The 12,911-nt window shown below is 35.7% G+C and carries 8 protein-coding genes; 5 read left to right on the forward strand and 3 right to left on the reverse strand.

Going from position 1 to position 12,911, the window contains the following annotated elements:
- Positions 1-538 precede the first annotated feature (538 nt).
- On the reverse strand, positions 539-4,978 hold the full coding sequence (locus ACP6PL_RS21575) for a GUN4 domain-containing protein (protein ID WP_426547331.1): 4,440 nt from the start codon (positions 4,976-4,978) through the stop codon (positions 539-541).
- A gap of 392 nt (positions 4,979-5,370) precedes the next feature.
- On the opposite strand from ACP6PL_RS21575, the gene ACP6PL_RS21580 reads away from it, so the two are divergent.
- Positions 5,371-5,643: a hypothetical protein gene (locus ACP6PL_RS21580; RefSeq protein ID WP_426547332.1), complete on the forward strand. Its 273-nt coding sequence runs from the start codon at positions 5,371-5,373 to the stop codon at positions 5,641-5,643.
- Between the two features lie 77 nt (positions 5,644-5,720).
- Here the strand turns inward: ACP6PL_RS21580 and ACP6PL_RS21585 are convergent, their stop codons facing one another.
- Positions 5,721-6,701, reverse strand: a complete 981-nt coding sequence (locus tag ACP6PL_RS21585) for a M28 family peptidase (RefSeq protein WP_426547333.1) — start codon at positions 6,699-6,701, stop codon at positions 5,721-5,723.
- Positions 6,702-7,364: 663 nt separating this feature from the next.
- Positions 7,365-7,838 (reverse strand): ribonuclease HI, encoded by a 474-nt coding sequence (gene rnhA, locus ACP6PL_RS21590; RefSeq protein ID WP_426547334.1) that lies wholly within the window; start codon positions 7,836-7,838, stop codon positions 7,365-7,367.
- 227 nt (positions 7,839-8,065) lie between these two features.
- Here rnhA and ACP6PL_RS21595 point away from each other — a divergent pair, with 227 nt between their 5' ends.
- The 4 genes from ACP6PL_RS21595 (at position 8,066) to ACP6PL_RS21610 (ending at position 12,756) form a co-directional block, all read left to right on the forward strand.
- Positions 8,066-8,242 carry a hypothetical protein gene (locus ACP6PL_RS21595; protein WP_426547335.1) on the forward strand — a complete coding sequence of 59 codons (177 nt, stop codon included), beginning with the start codon at positions 8,066-8,068 and terminating at the stop codon, positions 8,240-8,242.
- Between the two features lie 626 nt (positions 8,243-8,868).
- Positions 8,869-9,918 carry a type 2 isopentenyl-diphosphate Delta-isomerase gene (gene fni / locus ACP6PL_RS21600; RefSeq protein ID WP_426547336.1) on the forward strand — a complete coding sequence of 350 codons (1,050 nt, stop codon included), beginning with the start codon at positions 8,869-8,871 and terminating at the stop codon, positions 9,916-9,918.
- Positions 9,919-10,341: 423 nt separating this feature from the next.
- Positions 10,342-12,168 carry a signal peptide peptidase SppA gene (gene sppA / locus ACP6PL_RS21605; protein WP_426547337.1) on the forward strand — a complete coding sequence of 609 codons (1,827 nt, stop codon included), beginning with the start codon at positions 10,342-10,344 and terminating at the stop codon, positions 12,166-12,168.
- 183 nt (positions 12,169-12,351) lie between these two features.
- A complete protein-coding gene (locus ACP6PL_RS21610) occupies positions 12,352-12,756 on the forward strand; it encodes a hypothetical protein (protein WP_426547338.1) in 405 nt (134 codons plus the stop codon).
- Positions 12,757-12,911 lie beyond the last annotated feature (155 nt).

Consider the following 12,911-nt stretch of genomic DNA (forward strand, 5'->3'; position numbering starts at 1 on the left):
GATATGCCGTTTCGGCTGTCGCCGACATGAAACGCGTAGCGTCCCGGAGGGAACGAAGACCTCGGCATCCCATCCTAACGGAATGCTCCGCAAACGACCGCTTTTTCCTCTTGAAAGAGGAGGCTTTAAACCTGAATTATTTAATTAATAATTAATAATTAATAATTATTCGGTAAATTCATAAGTAGCATCATTATTTTGTATTTCATATAATTATAAGTACTAAAGTGAACATGATAGTACATATTAATTAAGAGAGATAGGCATTAAAAAAATGTAGAGATGTTTGCTTAAATCTATCTAACAAAAAGTCATATCATGTACGCTGGTATCATTTGTGTAAAAGTTAACGTCAATATCTACAGGAAATTTAAGTTTTTTTCTTGCTCTTAAGCCTTCCTCCCTTGTCCCTATTCCTTCTTGCTTCTTGCTTCTTCCTTACCTTTATCTTGCAATACAGATGCTACCGGACATGATATCATCGCTTATTTATTAGATATCTTGGAAGAAAACTGTAGGGAGGTTTTATGGAACTTACCTACAAGGATTCCCAACCCAAACTTTGAATGTGTTCTAATGTTCCTCTAACATCAATTTCTTCGATTGCTTTTCTGCCATATATACATATAATAACTTCCCTTATAGTTTGATTTTCGTCAGATAAATTTTTGACTATTTGTGGCAACATAATCTGCCAAGCTTCTTGAGCAGATAAAACACCTGCTCCACTACCAAATAAAGGAAAAGCAATTGTTTTAAAACTGAGATTATGAGCTATTTTTATACAACTATCAACTAAATATTGAATTACTTCTTTATATGGACTTCTTAATAATCCATAAAAGACTTTTTTGGCTTGGAGATTCCCACCACTGGTCATAACTACATCCCTAAAAGATGAAGAAGATACAAAAGTTGGCTTCATCATCTCTATTCTCAACTTCATCATTTCTTTGCCAATATCTTCCCCACCAACTTGTCTAATTCGGTCACAAACTAGACCACCTATACTACTAACAATTACATCTACTTGTAAATCAGTAATATCACCTTGATAAATTTTTACTACTTTGTCATGTACTAAAAATTCACCTAAAAATCCTTCTGCATCAGATTGATAAATTTTTACTAATTTGTCAGACTGACATACATCTAATTTCATTGCTATCGCAGGAATAATATCCCACCAAACTTTTTTGACAAAACCTGATTCAAAATTTGATTTTGTCAGATAGAAACTGAACCATAACCAATTCAATACTCCCCCGGGAAGATGACCTTTTGGAGCATTTATATCAAATCTTAATTCGTCATAAGTTAAAAGTTGGTGTTGATTTTTCCAACCTAATTTATCTCCACAGTAATAATAATTTCCCAGGTCATTAATTTGATAGTTATTATCTTTAGTTGCACCACAACTTTTCCAAATTTCTTTCTGAATGCTAAAGCCAAATTTACCATTACTATATCTTACCCACAGATTATCTATTTTCAGTAGATCGTGGCAGGGAAAATTAATAATATCTTGCGTCCTTAACCAACCTTTTGATTCTCTACCAGATATTTTGAGCATAATAGCAGTAGTTTCTAAATCTGCTTCTCGCCATTCTCCTTCTGCTAATAAATCCCGTAACCGAATATAGTTAATTTCATAATTAGAATTAAGACTAAAACTAACAGGAATTTCTGTAGGTTGCTTAACGATTTCTTGAGAAACAACATCACTTAAATCAACATTTTCTATACTATTTTGATTCTGACGCTCCTCTAATTTTTCCAACTCCTCCGGATGAGTAACAAAATAATCCTGCAACCATTCATAACCGTGCACCAAAAGTTCATCCAAACTTTCCACTCGCCACAAATAAACCATACTATCTTCCCCACCCGCAACTAAATATTTACCATCTTGACTAAAACTAATACTGGTTAATTCCGTTTCTGGAGTCTTCCATTCCGCTAGTTTGCGCCCAGAAAAATCCCACAATATAACAGTATAGTCACTTCCTACAGTTGCTACCCGTTGCCAATCTAAACTAAAACATACATCCACCAATTTTTCCTGATGGGCACTCCATTCTCTCAAAAGTTCCCCAGAGACATCCCAAACTTTGATTCTATCCCTACCCGCAGAAGCAACTTGCTTTCCATCACCACTAAAACTAACACTTCTCACCTTATCTCGATGCCCATCCCAGTTTGCTAACAGTTGCCCAGACAAATTCCAGATACAGACTTTTCCATCCCACCCACCTGTAACAATGCGCTCTCCATCTTGGCTAAAACTAACACTAGCAACAATTCTACGGTTACTGCGTTTCAATATTGCTAATTGCTCTCCTTCCAAGTTGCGTAATATTGCCGTGCCATTAGCTCCCACCGCTACAAGAGATTTACTATCAGGACTAAATTTTATCTCTAATATTAGGTCTTGCTTGGGATGACATTGACTGACAAGTTGCCCGTTTTCCTTCCAAATTGAAATATTATTGCGCCCTGCTGTAGCTAGGTATTTGCCATCAGGGCTAAAATTAATGCTGGTAAGTCTACCTCTGGTGCTTTCCCACTGAGTTAATATTTGACCAGATATATTCCAGATTTTGACACTGCCATCTTCTCCTCCAGTGGCTATTTTTCTGGTTAAACTGAAACCAACGCTCCAAACTGTACCTTGTTGAGTTTTCCATTGAGTCGGTTGTTTGGGAAATAAATTCCAGATGCGAATTGTACCGTCAGCACCCACTGTGGCAATTTGTTTTCCGTCTGGGGTAAAACTAAGAGCTGTAACTGAGTTACGATCGGCATTAAACTCAGTTAGAAGTTTTCCTGACAAATCCCAAATTTTGGTTGTACCATCTGCTGCTGCTGTGGCAATATGTTGATCGCTTGGACTAAAACAAACCTTTGTAATCTCTGTTTGCTCGGTTTCCCAGTCAAGTAACCGCCGTTGTGGAAAATTCCATAGTCGTGCAATTCCATTTTTGCCAATACAAACCAGATATTCTCCACTCCAACTCATGCTTACATTTGTCAGGGTAAACTTGTCGCTCCGATCTGCTTTCAACTCTAATGGTTGTCGTTTTAATCCTTTCCACAGTCTAACTATATTTTCTCTGACTGCAACTGCAATACACTCACCATCAGCGGCAAAACTTACAGTTGTTTTCCAGCTTGAATGAATATTTTTTTGCTTGAGCGAACGCCCAGAAATATTCCATAGTTGTACTCCTTTCTCTGCTACTGTTGCTAAATATTCGCCATCATTACTAAATCTGATTTGAGAGATTGTTCCCTGATTACTTTTAAACTGATTTATTTGTTTTCCTTGTAAATTCCAAAGTCTAATAGTGCCGTCTTTTCCTGCTGTTGCCAGGAGGTATCTATTGGGATTGAATCTGACGCACAAAACTTCATTTTCGTGACCTTTTAATTTTATGGAGTGAGGTTGTAATAAATGTTGTAATAAAATTGTGCCGTCTCTTTCTGCGATCGCTAAATATTCTCTATTTGAGCTAAAGCTGATATCTTTAACTCCGATGTAATTGCTAACAAATTTATTCTGTTGACGAATATTACCAATAATTTTTTGTAGTGTTGATATTGGATTTATAGTCGGATATTCTTGTAAGGATAAATCATCTTGAACGATTTGTTTTAACTTTTTTCCTGCCTGTATTGCTAAAATCAATCCTTCTATTTGATTAAACTCAAACTCTAATAAAGCCTCATTTGTAATTTTTTCAATCTCTTGAATATCTGTCTCAGAATATATTGATTTTTCTGCTGTTGATTCTGATAATAAACCTGCTTCTCGCAATTTATTTTCTACCCAATTAAGATTAAATACTTCTGCATAGATTTTGTTGTAAACCTTTAACCTTCCTTTTTGTTTGACAACCACTCCCGTCAGTCGTAATTCCCTGTGAAAATCCTGATTATCAGCTTTAATTTTTCCCTGCTTTAATATCTGCCGATATAATAATAGTAATTCTCCCGAAGATTGATTACTATAAATGAGGCGATCGCGTATAGTTCTCAAATGTTCTGGTTCGTCTTTTGCTTCCCAATTTTCTATAATTTGTGACCGGACAATTTCTCCTATTAATTCTGCCTCATTTTCTCTAGAAATATTAAATTGAACTTCTCTACAGTAAGATAAAATTATTTGACAGACTTTTTGAGTTAAAAATGGTTGCCCCCCACTCCAATTTAAAATTTCTCTCAATACCCCTATGCCATCATTCAAAATACCAGTAAACCCGGCAACTAAAGGTGTAGCTTCCTGGAATTTAAAACCTTCTAATTCGATAGCTTGACCAATATTAAAAGGTGTACTAATATTTCGATTTTTGATCAAATCTGATGGTGTAGCTACTCCCAATAAAGCAAAAGATAAGCGTTGATATTCCGAATTATCAGCCCGTTTATTATAACAAGAACGAATTAAAGCAAAAAAGTCATCTACATTAAAACTCAAGCTGAGGATACTATCAATTTCATCAATAAAAATTACAATATTTTCTGTTATTTCTTTAAGTAATACTTGTTCAATAAAAGCATTTAAACGTTGTAAAGCAGAAAGGAAAGAGCGATCGCCCCACCAACTTAAAATATCAAAACTATCCAATAAATCAAAACTACTAGCCAAACTATAAACTATTCCCGCATACCACTGTTCCGAGGTAATATCCTGACTACCAATGGCCGTCAAATCTATAGCCGCACAAACTACTCCAGATCCTTGTAAACGTCGCATTGTCTGAACCCGCAGACTAGACTTGCCCATTTGGCGCGAGTTGAGGACATAACAAAACTCCCCATCCATTAGGCCATTAAAAAGTTCTTCATCTGCCTGTCGTTTGACGTAAGTCGGAGCATCTACAGGTAGACTACCACCGACTTGGTAGGAGTAGGTTGAATTTCCTTCTGGGTTCATTATGGTCAGAGGCCAATTTAGAAATTTATTTCCAAAATACATTATCTATTTTGGCAGACATCAAGAGCGATGGCTCCTGTAGCTGAAGTCAAAAGTCAGAAGTCAGAAGTCAGAAGTTACAGCAGATTTCGGGCAAATGGTGAAAATCTTGTGTTGCGGGCATCTTGCCCGCTTCGGGTGTACCTCACGGGCAACGGAAAGGGCTGTAAATTCGCAGCATGAACTAAATTTGAGAGGAGTGAGAATGTTTGCTTCAGTAATGGCGACTACTATAAACCTCAAAATTATTGCTTTTTTAACTTTATTATTTCTTTTAAGAAATAGGTAAGCATTCAGCTATTAGCGGTTAGCTCTCAGAAATAATACCTGGGATATAAATTAAGTTTTTATCATCGACTAAAAGCAATAGCTAATAGGTGACAACTAACGGCTAAATGCTTACAAGAATAGTTATGTTATTGTTATACTTTTTTACGGCTTTGTTGCATGAATGTTGCGATAGGGTAGGAGTCAGGAGTCAGGAGTCAGGAGTCAGGAGTCAGGAGTCGGGAGTGATTTTTCTGTCTCGCGTTAACCCAAAATTCGCTCCATACATGATCTCCCGAGAACGAAAACCTTGTACTTTTTCCAGACCATTACAGGCAATTACCACGATTGAGTCCATGCTTTTAGATTTGATCGCTAGAGCAATAACTATTGAACAATAGATGAATAAAACATCAATACCACCGAAAGCGAGCAATCATTACTTTTATGCAACAAAGCCCTTTTTTACTGAAAAATGCTATTGAATTACTCCAACAAAATCTGCAATTACTCTCTCCAAACCTGCCACAACTCTTGTGAATCTATCAAAATCTATTTTGTCAGGAGTATCCTCTGGTTGATGATAGTAAGGATAACGAAGAAAAGCAGTATCTGTTACCATTAAGGCTGGATAATTTTGCTGCCAAAATGCCCAGTGGTCTGATAAATCTACCCCAGTAAATAATTCTGGAACTGCAGCACCTTCTGAGGGAAATTTAGTATGACGACGAAAAGAAGCAATAACATCACATACTAATTTTCTATTCGCCATATTACTTACAAAAGTAATGTAATTTCCTGTAGAAGGATAAAAATTATCGAGACCAGGAGGAAACTTTTGACTGCCCAATTCATCAGAATAATAACCAATAGTTTCTAAACTGAGCATTGCGACGATATTTTCTTGGTTTTGACGACAATTTTTAGCATAAACAAGACTACCCATATTAGGAGTCATAAAAAAAGGTGGTTCTTCATTCACAAATTCTACAAAACGCAAAGTTATCGATATTTTTTTGCCAGCAAATGCCCGCGCTAATTCTAATACTGCTGCCGTTCCTGTACCATTATCATTAGCTCCTGGACAATTAAACACTGAGTCATAATGACCACCCACTACTACAATTTGTTCTGGTTGATAGGAGCCTTGAATTTCTACTTCTAAGTTTTCAAATATTTGAGTATCTACTTGATAGCTTTGTCGTCTAACTTGATAATCACATCTACTAAATTCCCTAGCAATAAAATCAGCAGTATCTATTAGTTGAGAATAATTTAAATAGTTTCGTTCGCCAATTTCAATAACTAATTTGTGTAAATCCTGTTGTAGTGAATATTTGAGAGAAATTTCTGCTTCTGTTAGTTGTGGTAAGAGACCACTATAACTTTCTCCAGGCATTTTTAGCATAGAATTATTCTCTGTTAAATAATTTATCCAAGATCGATCAAATTGAGTCATACCAAATATCAAAAATTTGGCTATTTCACTGGTAATTATACCAATTGACTTTCAAGATGCCACAAATAGTTTCAAACTTTAAATCTTAAATAATTACCTGAAACTATTGTATTGTTAAAGTTTTTAGTAATCATAAATCTAACTTCTAATACCAAATTGATCAATTTTTGCTACAAATAGCTAGGATATTTTTTAGGAGTCAGGAGTCGTAGAGGTGGTTCGCTAATTGTTCCTACAGGAGTCAGAATAAATAGCTTTGATACCATTTATTACTTCATGACTTATCTAAACCCCCTCCTTAAGAGTGGGTCTTATCAAAGGGATATTTCCTGTAAAATCTTTTTATCGCCCTTATTATTTGTAACATTCTTTTTTCAAATTGGTATAATTTATGTAAGTCGCCAATCAAACAGTCCCCCTATCTGACTTGCCTGTAGCGTTATATTAAAATAACCACCCTAATACTGAGGTGGCTATCAACTTATTAATTAAAAAACGAGTTAGCAAATGTGATTAGTATTAGCGTTTAACTGAATCTTGCTCTAACTAAGCTTTAATTATTACAGACTTATTAGATAGAAATCAACAGGGTTATTGCAATAACCCTTTTTTTTCTATAGTAAAAAAATTTTATTTATTTTATCATAATTTCCGTAATTTTACTTATTGATAACCAAGGTCTGACGGTAAATCTACTTGTTGAGATGCTCCCACTGCTAATTTATCGCAACGCTCATTTTCTATATTTCCAGAATGACCCCGTACCCAAGAAAATTCAACTTCATGTTTATCACATAAATCTAATAATTTTCCCCATAGATCGGGATTCATCGCTTTATCTTTTTTATTGCGTTTCCAACCATTAGCTCGCCAACGTTTTGCCCAACCTTTTGTAACAGCATCAACTATATATTTAGAGTCAGTATATAGAGTAACTATAGAAGAAAATTCTAGTTGTTCTAATCCTACTATTGCTGCCATTAACTCCATACGGTTATTAGTAGTTAATTTATAACCTCCAGATAATTCTTGGCGTTTTTTATCAACAATGATAACTATTCCATAACCACCAGGGCCAGGATTACCACTACAAGCGCCATCAGTGTAGATAGTAATTTCATTTTTTTTTTCTGTCATTTGAGTTCCTTTTTATTACAGTAAACTTGCTCTAAAGAATAATAGAGTGATATGGTAGTCAAGCACATGAGGTAGATAATCAAGTAACTACTATACTTGTAACAAATAGTATAGATATCCACTACTACTATTACTATATTTCTGTGATTTATGATTTACTGGTTCAGTTTATAGAAATAAAAATGAACAATCAATATACAGGGTTTACTGAGTATTAAGATTTGTGGGTGACTTCTGATTACTACAACTACCAAGATATTGCTAAGGAAGCAAACTCAATTATCGGCAATAATAATTGTCAGATTATTGAGTTAGGTATAGGAACAGGGTTACTAGCACAAGAGTACATCAATATTGATCCAACCTGTGAGTTTACAGGAGTTTATTTTACCTATTCCTTGTAAAAGAAAAGCGAGGTAAAATCCCTTTTAGCAAAGTTTTCTCTTCAGCTCGTAATGCTGCCAAACAGCATTACAATGCTTCTAATCTAGTTGTTGCAATTCTACCTCGCAATCTCTCTCTGTTTAAACGGTATGGTTTCTCACAGGTGGGGGAACCACTGCATGACCCGACTGTTAAGTCTAGCTACAAGAAAGAGTCAATTATTATCCCAATGCAAACGCCTATTTGATGATAGAAATTACTGATAGCAAGCTTTTTTCCCCTTGTTTGAGACATGGGTAAGTTATGAAAGCTTTTTACTCCAAGAAAGCAAATTCTTCAGGACTTATATCATGTCCGGTTGAACAGTGATAATTAAAGCTCGTAGTAGGGCTTTAGCCCTAAGATAGGTATTTATCGGGCTAAAGCCCTACTACAAACAAAAACTTTTTTATCACTAATTATCCGGACATGATATTACGCAGAGTAAAAGTGGCCTAGCTCATAGTTTACTCTAAATAAAAATATTTATTTTGCCTAAGTCTTGTTTAGTTATTTAAAATGGTGATGCCCAATCTACTAATTACAGTATATTGAGATAGATAAGTTTTTTGATGAACTTCTGACTGAACTTGTAATTACAAAACTGATGAACTCAATCTCACAAACTCAATCCCGCAAAGCAGACCATCTACGAATCTGCTTAGAATCAGATGTCCAATTTAACAACACGACCAATGGGTTAGATCGCTACCGTTTTACCCATTGCTGTTTACCAGAATTGAACCGCAGTGAAATAGATATAACAACCAAATTTCTAGGGAAACAACTCGGTGCGCCATTATTAATATCCTCAATGACAGGTGGCACTGAACAAGCAAAAATGATTAATTATCGTTTAGCCAAAGTTGCCCAACACTATAAAATAGCTATGGGAGTTGGTTCCGAACGAGTCGCTGTAGAAAACCCCAAAGTAGCTGATACCTTTGCTGTGCGATCGCTTGCCCCTGATATCCTTATTTTTGCTAACTTAGGAGCTGTCCAATTAAATTATGATTATGGCATTGACCAGTGTCAACAAGCGATTGACATTTTACAGGCAGATGCCCTAATTTTACATCTTAATCCTCTCCAAGAGTTTATTCAGACTGAAGGTGATACTAATTTCCGAGGCATTCTTGACAAAATATCAAAATTGTGTCGTATATTGCCAGTACCAGTAATTGCTAAAGAAGTAGGTAATGGCATTTCTAGAAAAATGGCTAAAAAACTAATTGATGCAGGAGTAGCAGCCATTGATGTTGCAGGAGCTGGAGGGACTTCTTGGGCAAAAATTGAAGGTGAACGGGCTAAAGATGCTCGTCAGCGTAGGTTAGGAAATACTTTTGCTAATTGGGGTTTACCCACAGCAGAATGTATTACCACTATTCGTACTCTCAACTCAGAGATTCCTCTAATTGCTTCTGGAGGTTTACGAAATGGGCTGGACGTGGCAAAGGCGATCGCTCTTGGTGCAGACCTAGGTGGATTAGCTTGGCCATTTCTCCAAGCAGCAGTCGAATCAGAAGAATCTCTAAATTTATTAGTAGATATATTAATTGCAGAAATAACTACAGTTCTATTTTGTACAGGTAATTCTAACTTGTCTGAACTAAAAAAATCTCAAACCTTGGAAAAATTAAACTCAAGAATGTACTAAGTATTGAAGAGATAAAAACCATTTTTATTGATTTGCTGAACTAAATTGCCCAAGCTGAAAATATACTCTTACGTTAGATTTCTCAAGGGTTGACAATTTCTCTTGCCTAATTTTTCAATTTCTATCCGGGTGGCATTCCATGTAATCATTTTAAACGATATTTTTTTAACATTTGTGGAATAGGCTCAACATCAAAAAAAATCTGGTGTAAATCTTTTACTTTTTCAATTCCTAACTTAGTAGCTTTTAGAGAAAGATTTCCATCATTAATGTAATCTTTTTTACGACTATCTGAAAAGTTGTAGTAATTTAAAATTTAATGCAGTCAGTGGATTTGGCAAAGTTTTTTATATTTTTTAGTTACGATAAATATAAACTAATACCATTAGTTAGTTTCCCACATTAGCAATTTTCACTAGAAAAATGAAGGATTTCTTCAAATACACCTTTGCCAGTCTAATTGGCAGCATACTAGGAATTACTCTGATTATCGGCTTTGGATTTGGCGGAGTAATATTTTTTGTTGCTTCGATTGCCAGCAAAAGTAAAGATATAGGTCCACAAGTTAAAGATAAATCAATCTTAGTTTTCGACCTCGCTACAAATATTACAGATACTCGACCCCTCTCCTCGACTGGGGAAGCACTCCAAGAAGCTTTATCCAGCGACCAACCTACAACCATCACTCTCCGAAAAGTAATTAATACTCTCAATGCTGCTGCCCAAGATGAAAAAATAATCGGCATTTATATTAAAGGTAGCAATACTCCAGCAGCAACAGGATTAGCAAATCTACAAGAAATACGGCAAGCACTTCAACGGTTCCGAGACACTGGCAAAACTATTATTGCTTATGATATGGACTGGACAGAAAGAGAATATTATCTAGCTTCCGTAGCAGATGAAGTTGTGATTAATCCCTTTGGTGTCCTTGAGTTCAATGGTTTAAGTTCTCAAACTATGTTCTTGACTGGTGCATTGGAGAAATTCGGCATCGGAGTTCAGGTAACGAGAGTGGGTAAATATAAGTCTGCCGTTGAACCCTTTATCCTAGACAAAATGAGTCCGGAGAACCGACAGCAAACTCTCCAATTATTACAGAATATTTGGGGTCAATATCTGCAAACAATTGGTACAAGTAGAAAGTTAACAACACAGAAATTACAGGAGATTGCTGATAATCAGGGTATATTGATGGCTAATACCAGTTTAACAACTAAGTTAGTAGATAGAGTTGCCTACTACGATGAAGTGTTGACAAAACTTAAACAACTAACTGGTAAAGAGGAGGACGATAAAACTTTCACACAAATTAGTCTCAACAACTATGGCAAAGTACCAAAAGTTGCAGCAAGTCTCAGTAGGAATGTTAAAAGCAACAATAAAATTGCCTTAGTCTATGCTGAAGGAGAAATAGTTAATGGTACTGGTACTCCCAGACAGGTAGGGGGCGATCGTCTAGCAAAGGAATTACGAAAGCTACGATTTGACGAAAAAGTTAAAGCTGTAGTTTTGCGAGTTAATAGTCCAGGCGGCAGTGCATCAGCATCAGAAGTTATTGGCAGGGAAATCAAGCTTATTAGTGAAGAAAAACCTGTAGTTGTATCTATGGGTAATATAGCTGCTTCTGGTGGGTATTGGATTTCTATGAATGCAGATCAAATAGTTGCTGAACCCACTACTGTTACTGGTTCGATAGGGGTTTTTGGTGTGTTGTTCAATGTTCAAGAACTAGCTAATGAAAATGGAATTACTTGGGATGTGGTGAAAATTGGTCAGTTTGCAGATTTGAATACTACTTCTCGTCCTAAAACTGAAGAGGAGTTAGCTTTGATTCAAAAGATGGTCGATTCAATTTATGAGCGATTTATTACAAATGTAGCAACTGCTCGTAATTTAGCACCAGAAAAAGTTGCGGAAATTGCTCAAGGAAGAGTTTGGTCTGGTGCGGATGCTCAAGAGTTAGGTTTGATTGATGAAATTGGTGGGATAGAAGTTGCTATTAAAGTTGCTGCGGAAAAAGCTGAACTGGGAGATAGTTGGAAAGTTGAGGAATATCCTAAGTCTCGTAGTTTAGAGCAACGGATTTTCAGAAGTCTTTCAGGTGTGGAAGTTGGCATACCTACTACTCCTTTAGATCCGCTAACTGCAGAATTTAAAAAGTTACAGGAGGAGTTGGTTAGTTTGAGAGCGATGAACGATCCTTATGGGATTTATACCCGTTTACCGTTTAATTTGAGAATTGATTAATTGAGGAGTCAGGAGTCAGGAGGGAAGAGAACTTAAAAAGATTTGCTCTTTGCTGAAATCACTCACTATGAAGGTAAATTATTCCTAACTTACTCCTAATTCTAACCATTCTCCAGGAAGCAAATTACTTTGTTTTACCGTTAATTTTATTATTGTTCCTAAATAAATAACTTGGAGTTAAATATGAACCTGCTAAAACGTTGTTTTCTTAACATAGAAGATATAGAAATAGAAGTTTGTAAAAATGTAAATGGTATCTATTTTGTTCGCCATCATACCTACTGGAGCATAGTCTATGGCAAAAAAAATCCAGACCCACTATACAATTGCATCACCTACAACCTGGAACTTATGGTCAACAATCGCCTTTCAACAATAAAGTGGTCTGGTTATCAGTTTAAATTAGAAAAGATTTGTTTTGAGGATGGTATGGAAGTAGAAACTGCTTTAATTCCACTGCAAATGTTTGAAGATTTTATCCACTATCAAGCTAATAACAGAGGAAATCCACCAGATTATGAATGTACTAGATTAGCTCATTGGCTAAAAAATAATAGCTTAAAAGAATTAGCGATTGCCGATTTTTAGAAGCAAATTAGAAATTAATAATAAATGACCAAAATATTTACCCACCCTGCCAATTTTAGGCAAGATTGGCAAACAACATCAAATTTATTTTTATCCGTTCAAAAAATGCAATTATTAAATTTATTCAGATGAAATTGTTGATTGTAGATTTAGAA

Origin of the sequence: Dapis purpurea BLCC-M126 (assembly GCF_050015975.1) — a bacterium.
Lineage (GTDB): Bacteria > Cyanobacteriota > Cyanobacteriia > Cyanobacteriales > Microcoleaceae > Trichodesmium.

Bases quoted from the DNA above. Each gene is read 5' to 3' on its own strand.
- ACP6PL_RS21585 (WP_426547333.1), bottom strand. From the start codon at position 6,701: ATGACTCAATTTGATCGATCTTGGATAAATTATTTAACAGAGAATAAT.
- fni (WP_426547336.1), top strand. From the start codon at position 8,869: ATGAACTCAATCTCACAAACTCAATCCCGCAAAGCAGACCATCTACGA.
- rnhA (WP_426547334.1), bottom strand. From the start codon at position 7,838: ATGACAGAAAAAAAAAATGAAATTACTATCTACACTGATGGCGCTTGT.
- ACP6PL_RS21575 (WP_426547331.1), bottom strand. From the start codon at position 4,978: ATGTATTTTGGAAATAAATTTCTAAATTGGCCTCTGACCATAATGAAC.
- sppA (WP_426547337.1), top strand. From the start codon at position 10,342: ATGAAGGATTTCTTCAAATACACCTTTGCCAGTCTAATTGGCAGCATA.
- ACP6PL_RS21610 (WP_426547338.1), top strand. From the start codon at position 12,352: ATGAACCTGCTAAAACGTTGTTTTCTTAACATAGAAGATATAGAAATA.
- ACP6PL_RS21580 (WP_426547332.1), top strand. From the start codon at position 5,371: ATGCTTACAAGAATAGTTATGTTATTGTTATACTTTTTTACGGCTTTG.